General features: G+C 63.6%; 19 protein-coding genes and 4 tRNA genes. 16 read left to right on the forward strand and 7 right to left on the reverse strand.

What is annotated here, in order from left to right; all coding sequences use genetic code 11:
• Positions 1–5: 5 nt before the first annotated feature.
• The 11 genes from AZKH_RS11070 (at position 6) to pnp (ending at position 12,584) form a co-directional block, all read left to right on the forward strand.
• Positions 6–1,208: a tryptophan--tRNA ligase gene (locus tag AZKH_RS11070; RefSeq protein WP_015435860.1), complete on the forward strand. Its 1,203-nt coding sequence runs from the start codon at positions 6–8 to the stop codon at positions 1,206–1,208.
• A 63-nt stretch (positions 1,209–1,271) separates the two neighbouring features.
• The gene (locus AZKH_RS11075) at positions 1,272–2,102 is read left to right on the forward strand and encodes a ScpA family protein (protein ID WP_015435861.1); all 831 of its coding nucleotides are present in this window, start codon (positions 1,272–1,274) and stop codon (positions 2,100–2,102) included.
• Positions 2,083–2,676: an SMC-Scp complex subunit ScpB gene (gene scpB, locus AZKH_RS11080; protein WP_015435862.1), complete on the forward strand. Its 594-nt coding sequence runs from the start codon at positions 2,083–2,085 to the stop codon at positions 2,674–2,676. The genes AZKH_RS11075 and scpB overlap by 20 nt, the downstream gene beginning before the upstream one ends.
• Positions 2,618–3,625 carry a 23S rRNA pseudouridine(2605) synthase RluB gene (gene rluB / locus AZKH_RS11085; protein ID WP_015435863.1) on the forward strand — a complete coding sequence of 336 codons (1,008 nt, stop codon included), beginning with the start codon at positions 2,618–2,620 and terminating at the stop codon, positions 3,623–3,625. The genes scpB and rluB overlap by 59 nt, the downstream gene beginning before the upstream one ends.
• 215 nt (positions 3,626–3,840) lie before the next feature.
• The gene (rimP, locus tag AZKH_RS11090; RefSeq protein ID WP_015435864.1) at positions 3,841–4,269 is read left to right on the forward strand and encodes a ribosome maturation factor RimP; all 429 of its coding nucleotides are present in this window, start codon (positions 3,841–3,843) and stop codon (positions 4,267–4,269) included.
• A 25-nt stretch (positions 4,270–4,294) separates the two neighbouring features.
• Positions 4,295–5,770 (forward strand): transcription termination factor NusA, encoded by a 1,476-nt coding sequence (gene nusA, locus AZKH_RS11095; protein WP_015435865.1) that lies wholly within the window; start codon positions 4,295–4,297, stop codon positions 5,768–5,770.
• Positions 5,771–5,783: 13 nt separating this feature from the next.
• Entirely contained in the window at positions 5,784–8,630 is a 2,847-nt protein-coding gene (gene infB / locus AZKH_RS11100) for a translation initiation factor IF-2 (protein WP_015435866.1), read from the forward strand.
• Positions 8,631–8,632: 2 nt separating this feature from the next.
• Positions 8,633–9,016 carry a 30S ribosome-binding factor RbfA gene (gene rbfA, locus AZKH_RS11105; protein WP_015435867.1) on the forward strand — a complete coding sequence of 128 codons (384 nt, stop codon included), beginning with the start codon at positions 8,633–8,635 and terminating at the stop codon, positions 9,014–9,016.
• A gap of 5 nt (positions 9,017–9,021) precedes the next feature.
• Complete coding sequence (truB, locus tag AZKH_RS11110) at positions 9,022–9,957, forward strand: tRNA pseudouridine(55) synthase TruB (protein ID WP_041656084.1); 936 nt, start codon at positions 9,022–9,024, stop codon at positions 9,955–9,957.
• Between the two features lie 78 nt (positions 9,958–10,035).
• Positions 10,036–10,305 (forward strand): 30S ribosomal protein S15, encoded by a 270-nt coding sequence (gene rpsO, locus AZKH_RS11115; protein WP_015435869.1) that lies wholly within the window; start codon positions 10,036–10,038, stop codon positions 10,303–10,305.
• A 170-nt stretch (positions 10,306–10,475) separates the two neighbouring features.
• Positions 10,476–12,584, forward strand: a complete 2,109-nt coding sequence (gene pnp / locus AZKH_RS11120) for a polyribonucleotide nucleotidyltransferase (protein ID WP_369795116.1) — start codon at positions 10,476–10,478, stop codon at positions 12,582–12,584.
• A gap of 104 nt (positions 12,585–12,688) precedes the next feature.
• Here the strand turns inward: pnp and dksA are convergent, their stop codons facing one another.
• Positions 12,689–13,114 carry an RNA polymerase-binding protein DksA gene (gene dksA, locus AZKH_RS11125; protein WP_015435871.1) on the reverse strand — a complete coding sequence of 142 codons (426 nt, stop codon included), beginning with the start codon at positions 13,112–13,114 and terminating at the stop codon, positions 12,689–12,691.
• A 166-nt stretch (positions 13,115–13,280) separates the two neighbouring features.
• On the opposite strand from dksA, the gene AZKH_RS11130 reads away from it, so the two are divergent.
• The 4 genes from AZKH_RS11130 (at position 13,281) to AZKH_RS11145 (ending at position 13,757) form a co-directional block, all read left to right on the forward strand.
• Positions 13,281–13,357, forward strand: a tRNA-Pro gene (locus tag AZKH_RS11130).
• Between the two features lie 27 nt (positions 13,358–13,384).
• Positions 13,385–13,461: transfer RNA gene (locus tag AZKH_RS11135), tRNA-Arg, on the forward strand.
• A gap of 46 nt (positions 13,462–13,507) precedes the next feature.
• A tRNA-His gene (locus tag AZKH_RS11140) sits at positions 13,508–13,583 on the forward strand.
• A 98-nt stretch (positions 13,584–13,681) separates the two neighbouring features.
• Positions 13,682–13,757: transfer RNA gene (locus AZKH_RS11145), tRNA-His, on the forward strand.
• Between the two features lie 324 nt (positions 13,758–14,081).
• On the opposite strand, the gene AZKH_RS26340 is transcribed toward AZKH_RS11145, so the two are convergent.
• The 6 genes from AZKH_RS26340 to AZKH_RS11175 all read right to left on the reverse strand — a co-directional run bounded on the left by AZKH_RS26340 (position 14,082) and on the right by AZKH_RS11175 (position 20,800).
• The gene (locus AZKH_RS26340; protein ID WP_015435872.1) at positions 14,082–14,768 is read right to left on the reverse strand and encodes an SDR family NAD(P)-dependent oxidoreductase; all 687 of its coding nucleotides are present in this window, start codon (positions 14,766–14,768) and stop codon (positions 14,082–14,084) included.
• A gap of 84 nt (positions 14,769–14,852) precedes the next feature.
• Positions 14,853–15,248, reverse strand: a complete 396-nt coding sequence (locus AZKH_RS11155; protein ID WP_015435873.1) for a nuclear transport factor 2 family protein — start codon at positions 15,246–15,248, stop codon at positions 14,853–14,855.
• 20 nt (positions 15,249–15,268) lie between these two features.
• Positions 15,269–16,909: an acyl-CoA synthetase gene (locus AZKH_RS11160; protein WP_015435874.1), complete on the reverse strand. Its 1,641-nt coding sequence runs from the start codon at positions 16,907–16,909 to the stop codon at positions 15,269–15,271.
• Between the two features lies 1 nt (position 16,910).
• Positions 16,911–18,584: a carotenoid oxygenase family protein gene (locus AZKH_RS11165; protein ID WP_015435875.1), complete on the reverse strand. Its 1,674-nt coding sequence runs from the start codon at positions 18,582–18,584 to the stop codon at positions 16,911–16,913.
• Between the two features lie 62 nt (positions 18,585–18,646).
• A complete protein-coding gene (locus AZKH_RS11170) occupies positions 18,647–19,867 on the reverse strand; it encodes an aromatic ring-hydroxylating dioxygenase subunit alpha (protein WP_015435876.1) in 1,221 nt (406 codons plus the stop codon).
• Between the two features lie 156 nt (positions 19,868–20,023).
• Positions 20,024–20,800: a LuxR family transcriptional regulator gene (locus AZKH_RS11175; protein ID WP_015435877.1), complete on the reverse strand. Its 777-nt coding sequence runs from the start codon at positions 20,798–20,800 to the stop codon at positions 20,024–20,026.
• A gap of 187 nt (positions 20,801–20,987) precedes the next feature.
• Between AZKH_RS11175 and AZKH_RS11180 the strand changes: the two genes are divergently transcribed.
• Positions 20,988–21,989 (forward strand): NADP-dependent oxidoreductase, encoded by a 1,002-nt coding sequence (locus tag AZKH_RS11180; protein WP_015435878.1) that lies wholly within the window; start codon positions 20,988–20,990, stop codon positions 21,987–21,989.
• Positions 21,990–22,052 lie beyond the last annotated feature (63 nt).

Raw genomic sequence — 22,052 nt, forward strand, 5'->3', positions numbered from 1 at the left:
AAACCATGTACGCAGAACGCGTTCTTTCCGGCATGCGCCCGACCGGGCGCCTCCATCTCGGCCATTACCACGGCGTCCTCAAGAACTGGGTCCAGCTCCAGAATGATTATCCGTGTCTGTTCTTCGTTGCGGACTGGCATGCTCTGACGACGTCCTACGACAGCCCCGAGGTGATCGCCGACAGCGTGTGGGACATGCTCATCGACTGGTTGGCCGCCGGGGTCGATCCCGAGAAGGCGACGATCTTCATTCAGTCGAGAGTCCCCCAGCACGCCGAACTGCACCTGCTGCTGTCGATGATCTCGCCGGTCGGCTGGCTCGAGCGCGTTCCCACATACAAGGACCAGCAGGAAAAGCTCGCGCATAAGGACCTGTCGACCTACGGCTTCCTCGGCTATCCCTTGCTGATGTCTGCCGACATCCTGCTGTATCGAGCGGACAAGGTTCCGGTCGGGGAAGACCAACTGCCCCATGTCGAATTCACCCGCGAGATCGCCCGCCGCTTCAATCACATGTTCGGTCGCGAGCCGGGTTTCGAGGACAAGGCCAAGGAAGCGGTCAAGAAACTCGGCGGGAAGAAGGCCAAGCTGTTCGAAGAACTGCGCAAGCGCTTCCAGCAGGAAGGCGACGCCGCGGCGCTCGAGCAGGGCAGGGTGCTGCTCAAGGAGTCGGGCAGTGTCGGCCATGAGGATTTGGAGCGGCTGTATGGCTACCTCGAAGGCAGCGGCAAGACGATCCTCGTCGAGGCCGGCGCGCTGCTGACCGAGGCCGCTCGCATGCCTGGGCTGGATGGGCAGAAGATGTCCAAGAGTTACGGAAACACCATCTTCCTGCGGGAAGAGCCCGACGTCGTGTCGAAGAAGATCCGGACGATGCAGACCGATCCGGCTCGGGTGCGCCGCACCGACCCGGGTGACCCGGACAAGTGCCCAGTGTGGCAATTCCATCTCATCTATTCCGACGACGATACGCGCAAGTGGGTTCAGCAGGGCTGCCGCAGCGCGGGAATCGGTTGCATCGAGTGCAAGCAGCCTGTGATCGACGGTGTGCTCCGCGAGCAGGTCGCGATGCGCGAGCGCGCCCAGCCCTACATCGAGGATCCGTCGCTCGTGCGCCGCATCGTTGCGCAAGGGTGCGAGCGGGCCAGCGCATTGGCGGAAGAAACGATGCGCGATGTGCGTGAAGCGATGGGCTTGTCGTATCGCTGAGGCGACTTGTCGGGCACCGAGACTCCCCGGTCTGCCCGGCCCGCTCCTCGTGAATAGTGCAAGATGAACCTGCCTCTGGAACTCGCGCCGCTTGAAACGGCAGCGCAGCTCGACGCGGTGGCCCGCCTGTACGGCGAGCCGCTGCTCGAGTTGCCGAAGGATCTGTACATTCCCCCGGACGCCCTCGAAGTCTTTCTCGAGGCGTTCGAGGGGCCGCTCGACCTGCTGCTGTACTTGATCCGCAAGTCCAACCTCAACATCCTCGATATCCCGATGGCGCCGTTGACCTCGCAGTACCTGGTCTACGTCGAGGCAATGCGCCGACACAATCTCGAGCTCGCCGCCGATTACCTCCTCATGGCGGCGACGTTGCTGGAGATCAAGTCGCGTACGCTCTTGCCGCGTCCGCCTCGGGCCGACGAAGACGAGGCCGGGGACCCCCGGGCCGAACTCGTGCGGCGTCTGCTCGAATACGAGCAGATGAAGCAGGCCGGGGCGAGGCTGGATTCGATGCCGCGTGTCGAACGCGATCACGAGTGGGTGAGCATTTTCGTTGCGGAGAAGGTTGTCGAACGGTTGCCCGAAGTCAGCTTGCATGATCTGCAGCTCGCGTGGCTGAAGATCATGAAGAAGGCGCGCCTTAGCCAGCATCACCAGGTCAAGCGCGAAGAGCTGTCGGTGCGCGAGCACATGACGATGATCATGCGCAAGCTCTCGGACGGCGCCTTCGTCGTCTTCGACGCCCTGTTCGATGTGGAGTACGGAGCCGCGGGTCTCGTCGTCAGTTTCCTGGCCGTGCTCGAGCTGGTGAAGGAGAAGCTCGTTCACGTGTCGCAGAACGAGCCGTTTGCGCCGATCTATGTGAAACTCAGCGATGCAGCCACAGACGCCTGACGACTACAAGCGAGTGATCGAAACGGTGCTGCTCGCCGCCCCGTCGCCGCTTCCGGTTGCCGAGCTGCGCAGGCTCTTCGATCCGGATCCCGGCGCCGATCTGATTCGTCGGCTGCTCGACGAACTGCGCGCCGATTGGTCCGATCGCGGCGCGGAACTAATCCAGGTGGCGTCCGGCTGGCGATTCCAGACGCGCCCCGAGTATCAGGTCTTTCTCGATCGCCTCAAGGAGGAGAGGCCGCCGCGGTATTCGCGCGCCGTGCTGGAAACACTAGCGATCATCGCCTATCGTCAGCCGGTCACCCGCGGTGACATCGAGGATATTCGCGGCGTAGCGGTCTCGCCCAATGTATTGAAGACGCTGGAGTCACGAGGCTGGGTGGATATCGTGGGCCATCGCGACACGCCCGGCCGTCCAGCACTCTTTGCCACGACCCGGCGATTTCTCGACGAGCTCGGGCTCAGGAGCCTGACCGAGTTGCCGGCATTAACCGAAATAGAAAGGATCATGGATCTTGTCGACACCAAAGAGATCGAGGAGTCCCCTGCGGCCTCCCCAGAAGAAGAAAGTTGAGCCGGCAGTCGAGGCGAAGGGCGCCCGCCGTCCGCGAATTGACGATCCCGGTCGCGAAGCGCCGGCTACCGAGCGCCCGGCGCGGGGACAGCATGCCGGCCGCGCCGCCCGCGGGCCGGCTTCGTCGGATGTCGGCGCCGAGCCGGAACGACTGCAAAAGGTTCTCGCCCGACTCGGCATCGGCTCGCGTCGAGAGGTCGAGGAATGGATGTCGGCCGGCAAGATCACCGTGAACGACCAGCCCGTCGAGCTCGGTCAGAAAGTGGGGCCCGGTGATCGGGTGAAGCTCAACGGGAAGCTCGTCCCGCTGCGCTTCGGCACCCGCGCGCCGCGCGTCCTGATCTACCACAAGCCGGAAGGTGAAATCGTCTCGCGCGAGGATCCGGAAGGTCGTCCGACGGTGTTCGAACGCCTCCCTTTGCTGCGCAAGGGGCGTTGGATCGCCGTCGGGCGTCTCGATTTCAACACCTCCGGATTGCTGCTGTTCACCAACGACGGCACGCTCGCCAACCAGTTGATGCACCCTCGGTACGAGTTGGAGCGGGAGTATGCAGTTCGCCTGTTAGGCGAGCTCACTGACGAGCAGATCGAGTCGCTTACCAGCGGTATTCAGCTGGAAGACGGCCTGGCCCGCTTTACCAGCCTGTCCGACCAAGGCGGGGAAGGGGCGAATCACTGGTACAAGGTCACGCTCTCCGAGGGGCGCAACCGAGAGGTTCGGCGTATGTTTGAGGCGGTCGGTTTGACCGTGAGCCGTCTGATGCGCGTGCGCTATGGTCCGGTGAGCCTGTCGTCGCGCCTGAAGCGCGGCATGTGGATGGAAATGCCTGAGGAGGAGGTGTGCGCCCTCGCCGGCCTGCCTAAGCCGCTGGGCCAGCGCAGCGCCCGTGCGGGTGACAAGGATAAGCCGGTGAAAGTGCATCGTACGACGCCGCGCGATCGCGCCTGATTCGATCGTTGCGTTCGAGGTCACGGATTGCCGGTGCGCCGGCAGTCCGTGGCAGGGTATTCCCTTTGCGCAGGATGATTGCCTGTTTATGCGGGAGCCGCTATACTCTGTCGGCTAAGGCGAGTCCATAGGTAACTATTGGATGCCAGTAACTGGATTTGGATGTAATCATTGGGGATGGGCGTTATGCCCATTTTTTATTTGTGGGCGCGAAAATGGACGTCGAACGTCTTATTGAACAGGTCGTCACCGGGCTCGGCTTCGAGCTCGTTGATTTCGAGACTTCCCCGAAGGCCCGCTTGCTGCGAGTCTTCATCGATATCGAGCGCGGGGTCACCGTTGACGACTGCGCAACGGTGAGCAATCAGCTGACGCGGGTGTTCGAGGTCGAGAACGTCGACTACGACCGGCTGGAAGTCTCCTCGCCGGGCCTCGACCGTCCGCTCAAGAAGCCTGCCGATTTCGAGCGCTTCGTCGGCAGCGACGTCCAGGTGCGCCTGCGGATGCCGATCGGCAACCAAAGGAATTTTGCCGGGGTGCTGGAAGGCTTCGCCGACGGTGTGGTGCGGCTGAATACCGAGAAGGGCGAAGTCAGCTTCCCGTTCGACGAGGTCGAAAAGGCCCGCCTGGTACCGAGATTTTGAGATTCGTATGTGGAGGTCTTGATTAATGAGCCGCGAAATATTGCTGCTTGTCGATGCGCTGGCGCGCGAGAAGAACGTACCCAAGGACATCGTATTCGGTGCTCTTGAAACCGCGCTCGCCTCTGCGACGAAGAAACGCATCAACGATGATGCCGACGTGCGTGTGACGATCGATCGCGAAACCGGGGATTACGAGTCCGCGCGGCGTTGGCTCGTGATGCCCGACGAAGAGGTCGTCAATGACGAGGCCGAGATGGGCATCATCGATGCGCGCGACATCCAGCCCGGTATCCAGTTGGGGGATTACATCGAGGAGCCGCTGGAGCCGATCGATTTTGGCCGCATCGGCGCGCAGGCCGCCAAGCAGGTCATTCTTCAGCGCATCCGCGATGCCGAGCGCGAGCAGGTTCTGAACGACTTCCTCGATCGCAAGGAACATCTGGTTTCGGGGTCGATCAAGCGCATGGAGCGCGGCAACGCGATCATCGAAGTCGGTCGTCTCGAAGCGGTGATTCCGCGTGATCAGATGATCCCGCGCGAAAACCTTCGCGTCGGCGATCGCGTCAAGGCCTTCTTGCTTCGCATCGATCGTGGCGCCCGCGGCCCGCAACTGATCCTGTCGCGCACTTCGCCCGAATTCCTGTGCAAGCTCTTTGAACTGGAAGTCCCGGAAATCGAGGACGGCCTGCTCGAGATGAAGGCTTGCGCACGAGATCCCGGTCTGCGTGCAAAAGTCGCAGTCCAGTCCAACGATGCGCGGATCGATCCGATCGGCACCTGCGTCGGTTTGCGCGGTTCGCGCGTGACGGCGGTTCGCAATGAGATCGCAGGCGAACAGATCGACATCATCGTCTGGTCGCCGGATCCGGCCCAGTTCGTGATCTCTGCTCTGCAACCGGCCGAAGTCGTGTCGATCGTGGTGGACGAAGAGAGCCATAGCATGGATGTGGTTGTTGACGACAACAACCTCGCGATTGCGATCGGTCGTAACGGCCAGAACGTGAAGCTAGCAACCGAGTTGACCGGCTGGACCATCAACCTCATGAGCGAGGAAGAGTCAGCGCGGAAGTCGGGGCAGGAACGTCAGGGCCTGCGGCAGCTGTTCATGGAAAAGCTGGATGTCGATGAGGAACTCGCGGACATTCTGATCGACGAAGGTTTTTCGTCGCTCGAAGAGGTCGCGTACGTCCCGCTCGCGGAAATGCTCGACATCGACGCGTTTGACGAAGAGACCGTCAACGAACTGCGTAATCGTGCGCGCAATGTGCTGCTCACCGAAGCGATTGTCACGGAAGAGCAGTTGGAAAATGTTTCCGACGACCTGATCCATCTCGAAGGTATGGACAAGCCGCTGGCAGCCAAGCTGGCGGAGCATGGGGTGCGTACTCGTGACGATCTCGCCGACCTGGCGGTTGACGAACTGGTCGAGATCGCCGGAATCGAACAGGAACGTGCCAGCGCGCTGATCTCGGTCGCGCGTGCGCACTGGTTCGAAGAATGAGGGGAAGGCACTGATGGAACAAATGAGCGTAAACCAGTTTGCCGGCGAACTGCGCATGCCGGCTGCGGTCCTGCTCGAGCAACTGCAGAAAGCCGGTGTGCACAAGACCAGCCCGAGCGAGTTGCTGACCGAACATGACAAGGCCAGGCTTTTGGAATATCTGCGTCGTTCGCACGGTGAAAGCCAGCCGAAGGGCAAGATCACGCTGACGCGTAAGCAAACCTCCGAGATCCGGGCGACTGATTCGTCCGGACGTGCACGCACGGTGCAGGTGGAAGTTCGCAAGAAGCGCGTCTTCGTCAAGCGGGACGAGCTGGGCGTCGAGTCCGCGGTGCAGGAAGCGCTGACGGCGGAGGAGTCTGCTGACGCATTGTCCGAAGTCGCCGATTTCGAGGTCGAACAGGCTGTAGCTCCCGAGCTTGAGCCGGTGCTTCAGGAGGCCGCTCCCGTGGTCGAGCCGGAGTCGGTCGAAGAGCCGGCACCGGAGCCCGAACCCGTGCCTGAGTCCGAACCTGAACCTGAGCCCGAGCCTGAGGCGGTTCCGGAGCCCGAGCCCGTCGAAACGGAAGTCGTTGCAGAGAATCCGTCCGACGAGCCCGTGACCGTGCGCGAAGCCGCCGCCGTCCAGCGCAAGCCTTTGAGCGTCTCGATCTTGAGCGATGAGGAACGCGCGGCGCGAGAGCGTGAGGCTCGTCGTCACGAAGAGCTGCGTGCCCGTCAACTTGCCGATCTGAAGGCGAAGCAGGAGCGCGAAGCGTCTGCCCGCGCTGCCGCTGAGGCACGTCGTGCCGAAGAAGAGGCCCGTGTCCGCGCCGACGCCGAGAAGCGTGCTGAGGCTGCAAAGGCGCCGGCGAAGGAAGCCAAGGGACCGAGCGGGACCCTGCACCGTCCCGCCAAGGCCGACGATCGGGCGGCCGGCAAGGACGCGAAGCGTGGTCCCCGTAGCGGCGAGGCCGCAGGCGAAGGCGAAAAGCGACGCGGCTTGAAGACCCGAGGCGAAGTTGGCGCGACCACCGGCTCCTGGCGCGGTGCCCGGGGCGGCGGCCGTCATGGTCGTGGCCAGGCCGATGAGCAAAAGGGTTTCCAGGCGCCGGTGGAGCCGGTCGTTCGGGAGATCCATGTCCCCGAAACCATCTCCGTTGCGGATCTTGCGCACAAGATGGCCGTCAAGGCGACCGAGGTGATCAAGGCCCTGATGAAGATGGGTTCGATGGTTACCATCAACCAGGTTCTCGACCAGGAAACAGCGATGATCCTGGTGGAGGAACTCGGGCACAAGGCTGTGGCCGCGAAGCTGGACGATCCGGATGCCTTCCTGGCTGATGCGGATAGCATGCACGACGCCACGGAAGAACCGAGGGCGCCGGTCGTGACGGTGATGGGTCACGTCGACCACGGCAAGACCTCGCTGCTCGACTACATCCGCCGGGCGAAAGTCGCGTCCGGCGAGGCGGGCGGCATTACGCAGCACATCGGCGCGTATCACGTCGAAACCGATCGCGGCATGCTCACCTTCCTCGATACCCCGGGTCACGAGGCATTTACGGCGATGCGCGCACGCGGTGCCAAGGCGACCGACATCGTCATTCTGGTGGTTGCGGCCGACGACGGTGTGATGCCGCAGACGCGCGAGGCGATCCACCACGCGCAGGCTGCGGGCGTGCCGCTGGTGGTGGCGGTCAACAAGATCGACAAGCACGATGCGAACCCGGAGCGCGTCAAGCAGGAACTGATCGCCGAAGGCGTGGTTCCTGAGGAATTCGGTGGCGAAGTCATGTTCATCAACGTCTCGGCCAAGACCGGTCAGGGCATCGACGAACTGCTGGAAGGCGTTCTGCTACAGGCCGAAGTGCTGGAGCTGAAAGCGCCGGCTGACAGCCCGGCGAAGGGCCTGATCATCGAAGCTCGGCTCGACAAGGGGCGTGGTCCCGTCGCGACGATGCTGGTCCAGTCGGGTACGCTGCGCAAGGGCGACATTATGCTGGTCGGCGCCACCTTCGGCCGCATCCGCGCGATGCTGGACGAAAACGGCAAAGCCATCGATGAAGCCGGTCCGTCGATTCCGGTCGAAGTGCTCGGTCTGGCGGACGTTCCCGCGGCCGGTGACGAAGCGATCGTGTTGGCCGACGAAAAGAAGGCACGCGAAATCGCGCTCTTCCGGCAAGGCAAGTTCCGCGAAGTCAAGCTCGCGAAGCAGCAGGCCGCGAAGCTCGAAAGCATGTTCGAGCAAATGTCGGAAGGCGAGGTCAAGACGCTTCCGCTCATCGTCAAGGCCGACGTGCAAGGTTCGCAGGAAGCGCTGGTCCAGGCGCTCAACAAGCTCTCGACGGACGAAGTTCGCGTCAATGCGATCCACGCCGGCGTCGGCGGGATCACCGAATCGGACGTCAACCTTGCCCAGGCTTCGGGCGCTGTCATCATCGGCTTCAATACGCGGGCCGATGCCGGTGCCAGAAAGCTTGCGGAAAACTTCGGCGTGGATATCCGCTACTACAACATCATCTACGACGCTGTGGATGAAGTGAAAGCAGCGCTATCCGGCCTGCTCGCGCCCGAAAGACGGGAGAACGCGCTGGGTCTGGTCGAAGTTCGCCAGGTCTTCCGTGTTCCGAAGGTCGGGGCCGTGGCGGGTTGCTACGTGCTCGAAGGTCTCGTCAAGCGCGGCTCCCAGATCCGTGTCCTTCGCGACAACGTGGTCATCCACACCGGGGAACTCGAGTCGCTCAAGCGCTTCAAGGACGACGTCAAGGAAGTCAAGTTCGGATTCGAATGCGGCCTGTCGATCAAGAACTTCAACGACGTCCAGGAGGGCGACCAGCTTGAAGTGTTCGAGATCCAGGAAATCGCCCGGACGCTGTAATCATGCCGAAGGAGTTTTCCCGTAGTCAGCGCGTGAAGGAGCAAATCCGCCGCGAACTGGCGGAGTTGATCCGGCTCGAGGTGAAGGATCCCCGCGTGGGATTCATCACCTTGACCGACGTCGAAATCACGCCGGATTACGCGCACGCGAAGGTGTTCTTTACGTCGATGAAGGGTGAGGAAGGCTTGTCCGAGATCCTCACCGGTCTTCGCCGGGCGAGCGGCTTTCTGCGCCGCGAACTCGGACGACGTATCCGCATCCATACCATTCCCGAACTCCATTTCCATTACGATGCGTCGGTGGAACGTGGAAGTCGGCTATCACGTCTCATCGACGAAGTTGTCCGCGACGACAACGCCCGTCATACCGACGATCCGGAAGACTGAATCAGTTGAGGGTCCAGAAACAAACTCGATCGCCGCGTCGGCAGGTCGACGGCGTGCTGTTGCTCGACAAGCACGCCGGACTGACCTCGAACGCTGCCCTCCAGACTGCCCGGCGACTGCTCAATGCCGCCAAGGCCGGACATACGGGCACGCTCGATCCCATGGCGACCGGCTTGTTGCCGCTGACCTTTGGCGAGGCGACGAAGTTTTCGCAGATGCTGCTCGACGCGGACAAGGAATACGAAGCGACCGTGCAACTCGGCGTCGAGACCGATACGGGCGATGCGGAAGGGTCGGTTGTCGCAACAACAGAGTTGCCTGCAGGGATTTCCGGTGACGCGATTCTTTCCGTGTTGCCAAGCTTCATGGGGGAAATCGAGCAGATTCCGCCCATCTACTCGGCGCTCAAGCGCGCCGGCAAACCCCTTTACGAGTATGCGCGGGCGGGCATTGAAGTCGAGATCGAGCCGCGTCGCATCACCATTCATGCCCTCGAGCTGCTGGACTGGAACGGCTCTGCGTTCCGAATTCGCGTCGCTTGCTCGAAGGGAACGTACATTCGAACACTCGGCATGGATCTCGGCCGGGCGCTCGGTTGTAGTGCTCATTTGTCCGCCCTCAGGCGCACCCGCATCGGCCAGTTCAATGTTGCGGATGCAGTTTCGATCGGCACGCTGGAAACGGTCGAGCCGGGCGGGCGGGACGGATATCTCGCGTCAGTCGACGCCTTGGTGCGACATCTGGATGAGGTCGAACTGGGTGAAGGCGATGCCGGGGCATTGATGCAGGGACGCGTGATTCGCGTGGATCCGAAGGTATGCGGACTTGTTCGGGTCTACGATGCTGCGACGAGGCGGTTTCTCGGACTTGCAGAGTGCATGGATGGGCGTTTGGCCGCAAAACGCCTCATTGCGACACCCGGTTCCGTTCAGGCGGAATGATAAACATTGAGTTTTATTTGGCGCGTTGGGTATAATCCCACGCTTCTGATTGGCAGAAAGAAAAGAGTAAACACGCACATGGCTCTCGATACCGCAACCAAGTCGCAGGTCGTCACCGACTTCCAGCGCGCGCAAGGCGACACCGGCTCCCCTGAAGTCCAGGTCGCTCTGCTGACCGCTCGCATCAATGGCCTGACCGGCCACTTCAAGGCAAACGCCAAGGACCATCACTCCCGTCGCGGGCTGTTGAAGATGGTCAGCCAGCGCCGCAAGCTGCTTGACTACCTGAAGCGCAACAACGTCGACGCTTATCGTAACCTGATCGAGCGTCTGGGTCTGCGCAAGTAATTTGCCGGCCGTGTCGAGTCTGACAGCGTCGAATAAGGCAGATTAAGCCAGCAAGCCGGTGCAGATCCAGATGGGTCTGCACCGGCTTTGTTTTTGATTGGCCGTCACGGCGCCCAGAACGATCGAACAGCGCAGTTGTGGTTCGCTGCACAAACTTATCGAAAAGGAAAATCAACTTGCCTACCGCAATCAAAAAGACCTTCGCTTACGGGGCGCACACCGTTACCCTTGAGACCGGCGAAATTGCCCGTCAGGCAGGTGGTGCGGTTATCGTCAACATGGACGATACCGTCGTGCTGGCGACCGTGGTCGCCGCCAAGGAAGCCAAAGCGGGTCAGGACTTCTTTCCGCTGACCGTCGATTACGTCGAGAAATTCTACGCAGCCGGCCGCATTCCCGGCGGTTTCTTCAAGCGTGAAGGCCGTCCGACGGAAAAGGAAACGCTGACCAGCCGCCTCATCGACCGCCCGATTCGTCCGCTCTTCCCGGATGGCTTCTACAACGAAGTTCAAATCATCGTCACGGTTCTCTCGCTGAATCCCGAGATCGATCCGGATATGCCGGCGATGATCGCAGCATCGGCTGCATTGGCAATTTCCGGCGTTCCTTTCATGGGTCCGATCGGCGCCTGCCGCGTCGGTTACGTGAATGGCGAATACGTCCTCAACCCGACCGTCGAGCAGCTCAAGAGCAGCCAGCTCAACCTCGTCGTGGCCGGTACCGAAGTTGCAGTCCTGATGGTCGAATCGGAAGCGAACGAGCTGTCGGAAGAGGTCATGCTCGGCTCGGTCGTCTTCGGCCATCAGCAGATGCAGGCCGCGATTCGTGCAATTAACGAGCTGGTCGAAGTCGCCGGCAAGCCCGAATGGAACTGGCAGCCGCCTGCCAAGAACGAGCCGCTGATTGCCCGCATCAAGGAACTGGCGGGCGCTCAGGTGGAGGAGGCTTTCCGCATCACCAGCAAGCAAGCGCGGACCGAGCGTCTCAACGAAATCCGCAAGCAGGCCATCGCTGCCATCTCGGAAGGTGTCGAAGACGTCCCGTCGGCGAACGAGCTGAAGGATATCTTCCACGAACTCGAAGCCGGTGTGGTTCGCAGCCGCATTCTGGCCGGCGAGCCGCGGATCGACGGTCGCGATACGCGCACCGTGCGTCCCATCGACATCCGTGTTGGCGTCCTGCCGCGCACTCACGGATCCGCGCTGTTTACCCGCGGTGAAACGCAGGCTCTCGTTATCGCGACCCTGGGTACCGGCCGCGACGAGCAGATCATCGACGCGATCGCCGGCGAGTACCGCGAGAACTTCCTGCTTCACTACAACTTCCCTCCGTTCTCGACGGGTGAAACGGGGCGTATGGGCGTGACGAAGCGGCGCGAGGTCGGTCATGGCCGCCTCGCCAAGCGCGCGCTCGTGGCTGCTTTGCCGGCACCGGAAGAGTTCAGCTATACCATCCGCGTCGTGTCGGAGATCACCGAGTCCAACGGCTCGAGCTCGATGGCATCGGTGTGCGGCGGTTCGCTGGCCATGATGGATGCGGGCGTGCCGATGAGGGCCCATGTGGCGGGCATCGCGATGGGCCTGATCAAGGAAGGCAATCGCTTCGCCGTGCTGACCGACATTCTCGGCGACGAAGATCATCTGGGTGACATGGACTTCAAGGTGGCTGGTACCGAGAACGGTGTCACGGCCCTGCAGATGGACATCAAGATCCAGGGCATCACGAAGGAAATCATGCAGGTCGCGCTTGGCCAGGCGCGCGAAGGTCGCATGCACATCCTCGGCATCATGAAGCAATCGCTGGCGTCGCATCGTGGCGAAGTGTCCGAGTTCGCGCCGCGCATGCTGACCATGAAGATCAATCCGGAGAAGATCCGTGACGTGATCGGCAAGGGCGGGGCGGTAATCCGTGCGCTGCAGGAAGAAACCGGCACGATCATCGAGCTCGAGGATGACGGCAGCGTGACGATCTCGTCGGTCAGCGCCGAGGGCGCGGAAGCGGCGAAGAAGCGTATCGAAGCCATTACTGCAGAAGTCGAGGTCGGCAAGGTCTACGAAGGCACTGTCATGCGCCTACTGGACTTTGGCGCGATCGTGAACATCCTGCCGGGCCGCGACGGCCTGCTGCATGTTTCGCAGATTGCGAACGAACGCGTTAACAACGTGGCCGATTACGTCAAGGAAGGCCAGGTCGTCCGCGTGAAGGTTCTCGAGACCGACGAGCGCGGCAAGATCCGCCTGAGCATGAAAGCGCTGCTGGAGAAGCCGGCAGCCGAGTAAGCTGTGCATGTGCGGCGAAAGCCGCAATGCAAAAAGGGGACGCCGCGGCGTCCCCTTTTTGTTGCCTCGGAGCTTGATCGTCCGGGGCTGGCCCTTGATAGGGCTTACTTTGCGACTTGGCGCTCGCGCATTTCCTCAAGCGTCTTGCAGTCGATGCAGAGCGTCGCAGTCGGACGGGCTTCGAGGCGTTTGAGGCCGATCTCGACGCCGCAGCTGTCGCAATATCCGTATTCCCCGGCCGTGATTCTGGCGATTGCCTCGTCGATCTTCTTGATCAGCTTCCGTTCACGGTCGCGGTTGCGCAGTTCGAGTGCAATGTCGGACTCCTGGCTTGCGCGGTCATTGGGATCTGCAAAAACCGTCGCCTCGTCCTGCATCGTATGAACGGTGCGTTCGATATCGCCCGCAAGTTCCTGCTTCACCGACTCGAGCATCTCGCGGAAGTGCGCCAGTTGCTTCTCGCTCATGTAATCCTCGCCCTTGGCGGGGATGTACGGCGGAAACTGTTTGTGGAGTGTATCGTCTGGCATGACTTCGACTTCCGGTTGGTTATAGAAAGAAGCGAACTAATATCAGAATCCGCCGTCGCGGGCAAGCAACAAGCGTAGCGCGCCGCGTTTTTGGTTTTTTCGTTAAATGTGGTTTTCTAATTGGTGTTTGACGCGTGCCTAAGGTGTGTGTATTATTCGCGGCTCTCGGGGTGTAGCGCAGTCCGGTAGCGCGCTTGCTTTGGGAGCAAGATGTCGGGGGTTCGAATCCCTCCACCCCGACCAGCTATCCCCCGAATAGCCCAACGGGATCTGCCCGTAGCTCAATTGGATAGAGCACCGGCCTTCTAAGCCGGGGGTTACAGGTTCGATCCCTGTCGGGCAGGCCAAACAGGTTTTCGAATGCAGGCGTTTCAAGCATTCACGAGGTAAGTGGCGGCATTAGCTCAGTTGGTAGAGCACTGGATTGTGGCTCCAGTTGTCACCGGTTCGATCCCGGTATGTCGCCCCAGCGTCAAGAGACAGGCGCCTTCTGGTGCCTGTCTTACTTTTTAGGCCTCGAAAATTTTCGAGGTTAAACGGGTGCAGGTTTCCTGCGTTCGTGTAGTGGCGGCATTAGCTCAGTTGGTAGAGCACTGGATTGTGGCTCCAGTTGTCACCGGTTCGATCCCGGTATGTCGCCCCAAGTAATCAAGGACTTAGCCAATTCAGGCTATCCAAAGCGATTGTAGATCGTTCTACAAAAACGGCCCGCCAGTGAGCGGGCCGTTTCTTTTGCTGAGGTGATCACTTGGTTAGCGACGGTGCGCCCGCACCTCGGCTGCGCGCTGCTGGTAGTCCTGATACGCGGGGAGTGCGATAGCGGCGAGAATCCCGATAAGGGGGGCCGAATATCACCGTGACCGCCACCCAAACGACCATCTTTTTTTCACCGCGTTGAAGTGCTCGACGCCATCCCTGCGCCGGTTACTGCACGCCCACTCCCTCCCCTTGAACCCAAGCACGACGGTCATGATGAAATCGACATAAGGAACGGATGCCAGGGGAGCAATGGCGGATCGGCGAGGACATTAAGACGGTGCAATTTGGCAGGCCTCTCGGTATGCGACTGGTCGATCACCTTGACGGCGACATCTGGGAGCTGCGGTCGAGGCTGATACAAGAATTGCGAGAACGCTGTTCGCGACCGAAGGCGGCTCCATGATTCTGTTGCATGCCTTCTGCCATCGCCGTAAAGGGCGTCATTGCCTGGCATATCGAGCAGGAGATGGGTATGCAGAAACTTACGAAGACAACTATGACCAAGAGGATGGCGGCCTTGGTCGCGGCATAGTTCGTTTGGCCGAAGTTGCCATAGCACGCCCGCGATGCTCGATGTGCTGAGGATTGCGCCGGAGCCCTGCGCGAGCATGGTTTCGACGACCGCCTGGGTGCAGTTGAATATGCCCTTCAGATTGACGTCGATGACGGCGTCGAATTGTGCTTCGGTCATTCTCACCAGCCGCGCGTCCCTGGTGATGCCGGCGTTGTTTACCAGTACATCGATGCGACCGTGGCGGGCTTTCACGTCGGCCACCATTGCATCGATGCTGCCACGGTCGGTGACATTCATTACATAGCCATGGGCGCTGTCGCCAGCGGCGCGGATTTTTTCCACGGCGTTGTCGATCGCGTCGCGGTGCAGGTCGCACACCATACGTGTGCGCCTTCGGCGGCGAACTGTGCGCGGCGGCGAGACCGATGCCGCTCGCCACATCGGCGAGCACTCGGCGGCCAGGCCTCAGGCGACCAGAGCGGCCACGGCTTTCGTGTCCCAGTAGAAGGGCTGCACTTCCTTGATCTTGCCGGCGTCGACCGTCCACAGCTCGAAAACGGATGTCTCGAGCGTGCGCCCGGTGGACTTCGAGGTCAGCGCCAGATCCATCATCACGGCGAAATGGCCGTCATCGCCGATGAAGTGGCGGATCGTCGGCGTGATGCCGGTCCAGGTCGCCGCGATTCTGCCGAGCAACTCCATCCAACCGGCGAAGCCCTTGTAGACGCCGGCATAGGGCAGGCCCGCGGATTCTCGGATCACGAAGTCCGATGCCAGCAGAGCTTCCATCGTCGCCGTGTCCTGGGCCTTGAAGGCCGCGAAGAAGGCTTCGAGGGTTTCGCGGTCAGTCCGTTTCGTCATATCCGTTCTCCATTTGGAATCTACGCCTGCAGGGTGCGTGCCCGCTCGCGCAACTGGAATTTCTGGATCTTGCCGGTCGCGGTCTTGGGCAAGTCCGCGAACACCACGGTCCGCGGGCACTTGAAGTGTGCGAGGTGCTCACGGCACCAGGCGATCAGATCGGCTTCGCTGATCGGGGCCGTGCCGGGCTTGAGGGTGACGAAGGCGCAGGGGGTCTCGCCCCATTTTTCGTCCGGCCTGGCGACCACGGCCGCCTCCAGTACCAGGGGGTGGCGATAGAGCGCTTCCTCCACTTCGAGGGTCGAGATGTTCTCGCCTCCGGAAATGATGACGTCCTTGGCCCGGTCCTTGATCTCGATGTAGCCGTCGGCATGGACGACGGCGAGGTCGCCGGTGTGGAACCAGCCGCCGGCGAAGGCGTCCTCAGTCGCCGTGGCGTTGTCCAGGTAGCCTTTCATCACCGTGTTGCCGCGGATGCAGATCTCGCCGATGCTGTTGCCATCGCACGGAATCGGCTCGCCGCTGTTGCGATCGAGGACGACCACGTCCTCCTGGGTGTGGATGGGCACGCCCTGACGGGCGAGCCTGGCCGTGCGAGATTGCAGATCCAGCGCCGCCCATTGCGGCTGCCAGGCGCACAGCGCCGCGGGACCGTAGGTTTCTGTCAGGCCGTACAGATGGGTGACGCGAAACCCCATCGCCTCCATACGCTCGATGACCGCCCCCGGCGGTGCCGCGCCGCCGGTGGCGATCGCGACCGGCGGCCGGAACGGCTGCGCCGGCCGCTCGGGCGCATGGCTCAGCATGTTGAGCACCACCGGCGCGCCGCACAGGTGGGTCACCCGGTGGCGCGCGATGAGGTCGAAGACGGCGGCCGCTTCGACCCGCCGCAGGCAGACGTGCGTCCCGCCGGCCAAGGTCACCGCCCAGGTGTGGCTCCAGCCGTTGCAATGGAACATGGGCAGCGTCCACAGGTAGACGCTGTCGGGCGACAGTTGGAATGCGAGCGCGTTGCCCATGGCGTTGAGATAGGCGCCGCGATGGTGATAGACGACGCCCTTGGGGGCGCCGGTGGTGCCCGAGGTGTAGTTGAGGGCGATGGTCGCCCATTCGTCGGCGGGCAGGGTCCAGGCGAAACCGGGGTCGCCGCCGGCGAGGAAGTCTTCGTACTCGTAGTCCCCCAGGGGCGGCCGGGCGCAGGCGGGGGATTGCCCGACGTCGGCGATGCCGATCACCGTTGGACGCGCTTCCAGGCCGGCAAGGGCCTGCTCGACGAGCGCCGCGTACTCGGCGTCGGCGATCAGAATCCGGCTTCGGGCATGGCCCAGGATGAAGCCGACCGAGGCCGCGTCGAGGCGGGTGTTGATGGTGTTGAGCACGGCGCCCGCCATGGGCACGCCGTAATGGGCCTCGAGCATCGCCGGAACGTTGGGCGCCAGCACCGACACCGTGTCGCCGTCGGCCACGCCCGCCGCGCGCAGCGCCGAGGCCAGGCGCACGCAGCGCTCGAGGAGCTCGCGGTAGCTGTAGCGCCGCGCGCCATGGATCACGGCGGTCTTGTGCGGATAGACCGCCGCGGTGCGCTTGAGGAAGCTCAGCGGCGAGAGCGGGACGCAGTTCGCGGCCCGCCGTTCCAGGCCGGGCTCGGCGGACGTGGACATGTCAGGCGAACTCGGCCAGCACGGACTCGATCACCCCGTGCGCGGCTTCCGGCAGACTGCGCCAGCCGTCGCCGATGTCCGCCGCGAGCGGACGGCGGTAGCCGGTGTCCTGGGAGCGGATGGCGGGCATGAAGCCCGAGTGGACCTGGAACGACTGTTTCAGGTCCGGCGCGCTGGCCACCGCCACCGGCCCGCGGCCGAGCGCCAGCGCATCGAAGACCTGCACCTCGGTCCGGTCGGGAAACTGCACGAACATCACGACCCAGCCGTCACCGCCCTTGGGGTCGGGCACGAACACCGGCGACTGGCCGTAGCTGCCCGCAGGGAAGGTCCACGACGATTGCTCGCTCATGCTCTTGAGGTCGATGCACACCAGGGTGGACGGGATGTCCTCGCGTGGCAGCTCGTCGACCGGCACGATGCGGTAGGGATGGTCGCGATACATCTCGACCACCCCGGTGATCAGCATCTCGGGGTCGCAGCCGAAGTAGGCCTGCCACAGGTACTTGCCGCGCTCGAGCGCCGGGCGGCGCATGTCGCGGCTGTAGAGGATCGTCGCCCAGTGCCGCGCCGGGTCGAGGAAGAGTTTGGAATCCTTCAGCTCGCCGGTGCGGCCGTCGATCACGTAGCGCCCGACCGGCGCAGCGTCGGTGGCGGTCGGCGTCATGCCATGGAGGCCCGCGACCGGCGCGCGGTCGCTGCCCCACACGGTGTCGGTCTCGTTGATCGCCCAGTTGATGTCCCAGCTGTTGGAGTGGGCGATGTAGAGGGTGATGTCGTCGCCGTCCTGGGCGTAGTCGGCGAACTGATGGAAGGACTCGCAGGGCACGCGCGCATGGGTGCACGGCACGGCGCGGCCACGGTTCTCGGCGGTCAGGTCGCGCTTGGCGATGATGTGGATGTCGGTGTATGGCGGATGCGGCTTGGTCCGTCCGCGTCCGCCCATCGCGCCCGGTTCCTTCTGGAAGCCGACCTCGCAGTAGATGACGTAGTCGCGCGTGACGGTGACCTCATGCACGCCGGTGGCGACGCGCGCGCCAGGCACGGCCCAGGTCTCCACGTCGCCTGCGCCGTCCCAGCGCACCACGTGCAGGATCGACTCGGCGTCGGTGCGGGACTTGCCGACCGGACGCATCGCCACGTTGCACCACCACATGCAGTCGTCGTCGAGGTCTTCGACCGGATGGCCGGTGGTGCACACCTCGGGGAACAGCGGGTGGGGCCGGGTGGCGGGGTATTCGCCGACCCCGCCGCAGTAGCTCTTGAAGTCGAGCGTGACGGGATCGAATTCGGCCGGGCGCTGTTCGTCGAAAGTGAGCAGCAGCCGATCGCGGAAAAAGTGCGGCGAGGTGTTGGTCATCGCGAAGCCGCCGCCGGCCAGGATGGCGCCGAAGGTTGCCGGATCGAGGCTGCGGGCGAGGCGGTGGATGAGTTCGGTATCGGGCGTCGACACGAACTTCGAGCGCCAGTGGGGGCGGCCGTCGGCGTCGGGGGCGAGATCCACCCGCGTGATGATGCCGGTGCCGGTGAACACCCAGCCGGCCAGGGCGGGCTGCGCCGGACCGATGATGAAGGCGTGGCCATGGAGGTCTTCGGGCCAGCGGCCGGCGGTGACGGTCAGGTCGAGGTCGTACTCGCGGCTCGCTTCCATTGCATGGTGAAACGCGTGATCCATGGACATCCTCTCTTAGGGTGGGGGTGGGGGTGGGGGTGGGGGTGGGAGGGAGGCGTCGCCGCTCACGCGAGCGGCATGTCGATCGCTTGAGCGATGCTTTGTTGTACGCCGTGCAGCGCGATCTCGTTGCGCCCGAAGACCACGCGCGCGCCGGGCGAACGCGACAGCGCGTCCCACGCTTCGGCGGCGACGCGATAGTCCTCGGTCATCACCACGTGGGCGGTCGCGTCGTAGGCCTGCGCCACCTCGGCCCGGTACGCGTCGTCCGCGCCGTCGCGCGGGGCGTACACGGCGAAGTGGGTGCGCGTGGTGCCGACCGAGTCTCCGGGAAAGAGGCGGAAGACCTGGATGTACCACTTGCCGGGCACCACCGACCCGATGAAGAGGATGGTGTTGGGAAACAGGAAATGGACCGCGGCGAACTCGGTCGGCGGCCATTCGGCCTCGGGTTTGCCGACGAGGGCGCGGAGGCCGACGTCCGGGAAGGCGACCCGGTAACCGCGGTCGAAGCGGTCGAAGGCGGCGACGTTGGAGATGAAGTAGGGGGCCAGTGTCTGGTTGTGCAGGCGCGCGAAGTGATAGCTCTCGCCAAAGGTGTCGAGCACGTATTTCCAGTTGGCGCGCGCCTCAAGCACGCCCGACTTGACCGGCTGGCCGGCGCCCAGTTCGAGCTGCGCCAGCTCGGGGGCGAAGTTGCCGAGGAAGCCCTCGACGTCGATGCTCGCCTCGCCCGGCGTGGCCTGCACGAAAACGAGGCCATTCCATTCCGCCACCGGCACGCGCGTCAGCCCGCGGGTCGCCGGATCGAGCCCTTCGAAGCCCTCGCGGCCGGGGATCGCCATCAGCGCGCCGTCGAGGTCGAAGGTCCACGCGTGAAAAGGGCACACGAGGCGCCGCTGCGCCGTGCATTCGGTGACCAGCCGGGCGCCGCGATGGGGGCAGACGTTGAGAAAGGCGTGCAGTTGCCGGTCCTTGTCGCGGGTGATCAGGATGGGCGGGCCGGCCAGGTCGAACAGGATCACGTCGCCGGGGTTGGGGATGTCGCCGCTCAGGCCCGCCACCAGCGGCGTGTTGCCGAAGAGTTCGCGTTTCTCGGCGGCGAAGCGGGCGGGGTCGGTGTAGACCGAGCCGCCGAACTGCAGCGTCGAGGCCGCCATGTCGGTGGTGCCGCCGGCCGCGAGGTGCGCCACCAGTCGGCGGCGGATCTCGGCGCCGATGCGCGTGCGCCGTGCCAGCGCGCTTGGGGATGCCGGCTCGGCGTGCTTTTCGATCACTGCGTCCACGTGTCGTCCTCCGTAGGGTCGGCCGCGTCATGCGACTCTGCGGATCAGTATGGTCGGGCTATGAAAAAACAGCAAGATTGTTTTTAATGTGGCCAGGACTGCCCAGGGGACGACGTGCTGCAGGCACGCCCGGCCGACGATGGCGGCCGGAGCGCGCTACAGCACCGTGATCAGCCCATGCGAGCAGGCGATCGCCACCGCGTGGGTGCGATTGCTGGCGGCCAGCTTGTGCATGGCGTTCTGCAGGTGGAAATGCACGGTCTCGCGCGAGCGACCGAGGATGAGGCCGATGTCTTCCTCGGTCTTGCCGCGCGCGGCCCAACCGAGGCATTCGAGTTCGCGCGCGGTCAGCACCCCGGCTCCCTTGTCCGCCAGTCGGCCCCGACTGTCCTCAAGGAGGAGGCGATCGAGGTGACGGATGAAGGCGTGGGAAATGACGAAGGTGGCGCGGTAGGTCTGCCGGAAGCGCTCCGCCAGCGCGCGCCCGTCGCGCAGGAACCAGGAGACGTAGCCGGTGCGCCCGTCCGGGCGATGCACCGGCACGGTCACCGCGCCGTCGGCGCAATCGCGGTAGAAATCCAGCACGCGGCACTGCTCGGGCAGTAGCGCGCGCCCGCGCCAGGTGGCGCCGGCGGGGTCGCTCTCCCACACGAAGGCATCACAGATGCGGCCGCACTGCTGGATGACCGGGCATCGACGGCCCAGGTCGAGCTTGAGCCATTCGCTGACATAGTCTGCGGACCAGCCCATGGCCTCGGCGACGAACTGGCCGTCGTCGGCGCGGGGCAGGCGAGTCGCTTCGCGGTCGGGTTGGAAGGCGGCGCGGTCCCAGCCCATCGCCGTCGCGGTCTCAGCCAGCAGGCGGGCTGCGTCGGTCAGACTGGCCTGAGCGGTCAGCCGTTCACGGAACTGCTCATCCCACACCACTGCCATTGCTGCCTCCTTGCTTGCCGCGCGAAGCGATCCCGACGCGGCGTGGCTTTACCTTACGCCGCACATCGAAAAAAGCAACAAGGCTTGGCCGGGTTCAAGCGGCGCGTCTAGGCAAATGGCGGATCTGGCGCTATTCTACACAAACAAACCGTTCTGTTCGTAATGCTTCACTTGGTGGGCTTCATTCATGACCGAACTCAATCGCCAGATCACGTTGCTAAGCCGCCCCGCGGGCAGGCCCTGCGAGGCCAACTTCCGTCTGGTGGAGAGCCCGCTGCCGACGCCCGGGCAGGGGCAGGTACTGGTGCGCAATCACTGGCTCTCGCTCGACCCCTACATGCGCGGCCGCATGATGGATGTGCGCAATTACGCGCCGCCGGTGGGGATCGGGGAGGTAATGGTGGGCGATACCGCAGGCGAGGTGATCCTGTCGCACCACCCGGACTTTCGCCCGGGCGATCGGGTGGTCGGGGCGCTCGGCTGGCAGCGCTACGGGGTCGCCGAGGGTGAGGCGCTGCGCAAGGTCGATGCCGAGCGAATCCCGCTGTCGGTCCATCTGGGCGCCGCCGGGATGCCGGGTGTTACCGCCTACGTCGGTCTGACCGACCTGTGCGCGGCGAAGGCCGGCGAGACCGTCGTGGTGACCGCAGCGGCCGGTGCCGTGGGCAGCGTTGCCGGGCAGCTCGCGCGCTTGCGGGGCTGTACCGTGGTCGGCGTCGCCGGCGGCGCGGCGAAATGCCGGCACGTGGTCGAGGCGCTCGGCTTTCATGACTGCGTCGACTACAAGGCGCCCGAACTGCGCCGCCGCCTCAAGGCCGCGTTGCCGAATGGCGTCGACTGCCTCTTCGACAACGTTGGCGGGGAGGTGCTGGATGCGCTGCTGGGGCGCCTCAATCCCTTTTCGCGCGTGACCCTTTGCGGCGCGATTTCGGAGGTGGACAACCCGAGTCCGCATGGCGTGCGACGACTGCTGCCCTTGATCGTCAACCGGGTGCGGGTGCAGGGCTTCATCGTCGGCGACCATCGTGCGCGCTGGGCGGCGGCGATCGACGAACTGAGCGGACACGTCGCGAGCGGGCGGATCCGCTGCCACGAGACGGTGGCCGAGGGCTTGGCAGCCGCGCCGGCGGCGTTTCTCGACCTGCTTGCCGGCCGCAGCCTTGGCAAGCAACTGGTTCGCCTCGAATGAGGCGCACCCACTGGAGCGCGACGCCCTCCCAGAAGCGGTAGTTGCGAGGGAGCGGGCGGCATC

The sequence above is a fragment of the Azoarcus sp. KH32C genome (assembly GCF_000349945.1).
Lineage (GTDB): Bacteria > Pseudomonadota > Gammaproteobacteria > Burkholderiales > Rhodocyclaceae > Aromatoleum.

Bases quoted from the DNA above. Each gene is read 5' to 3' on its own strand.
- AZKH_RS11070 (WP_015435860.1), top strand. From the start codon at position 6: ATGTACGCAGAACGCGTTCTTTCCGGCATGCGCCCGACCGGGCGCCTC.
- AZKH_RS11075 (WP_015435861.1), top strand. From the start codon at position 1,272: ATGAACCTGCCTCTGGAACTCGCGCCGCTTGAAACGGCAGCGCAGCTC.
- scpB (WP_015435862.1), top strand. From the start codon at position 2,083: ATGCAGCCACAGACGCCTGACGACTACAAGCGAGTGATCGAAACGGTG.
- rimP (WP_015435864.1), top strand. From the start codon at position 3,841: ATGGACGTCGAACGTCTTATTGAACAGGTCGTCACCGGGCTCGGCTTC.
- nusA (WP_015435865.1), top strand. From the start codon at position 4,295: ATGAGCCGCGAAATATTGCTGCTTGTCGATGCGCTGGCGCGCGAGAAG.
- infB (WP_015435866.1), top strand. From the start codon at position 5,784: ATGGAACAAATGAGCGTAAACCAGTTTGCCGGCGAACTGCGCATGCCG.
- rbfA (WP_015435867.1), top strand. From the start codon at position 8,633: ATGCCGAAGGAGTTTTCCCGTAGTCAGCGCGTGAAGGAGCAAATCCGC.
- rpsO (WP_015435869.1), top strand. From the start codon at position 10,036: ATGGCTCTCGATACCGCAACCAAGTCGCAGGTCGTCACCGACTTCCAG.
- dksA (WP_015435871.1), bottom strand. From the start codon at position 13,114: ATGCCAGACGATACACTCCACAAACAGTTTCCGCCGTACATCCCCGCC.
- AZKH_RS26340 (WP_015435872.1), bottom strand. From the start codon at position 14,768: ATGGTGTGCGACCTGCACCGCGACGCGATCGACAACGCCGTGGAAAAA.
- AZKH_RS11155 (WP_015435873.1), bottom strand. From the start codon at position 15,248: ATGACGAAACGGACTGACCGCGAAACCCTCGAAGCCTTCTTCGCGGCC.
- AZKH_RS11160 (WP_015435874.1), bottom strand. From the start codon at position 16,909: ATGTCCACGTCCGCCGAGCCCGGCCTGGAACGGCGGGCCGCGAACTGC.
- AZKH_RS11165 (WP_015435875.1), bottom strand. From the start codon at position 18,584: ATGGATCACGCGTTTCACCATGCAATGGAAGCGAGCCGCGAGTACGAC.
- AZKH_RS11175 (WP_015435877.1), bottom strand. From the start codon at position 20,800: ATGGCAGTGGTGTGGGATGAGCAGTTCCGTGAACGGCTGACCGCTCAG.
- AZKH_RS11180 (WP_015435878.1), top strand. From the start codon at position 20,988: ATGACCGAACTCAATCGCCAGATCACGTTGCTAAGCCGCCCCGCGGGC.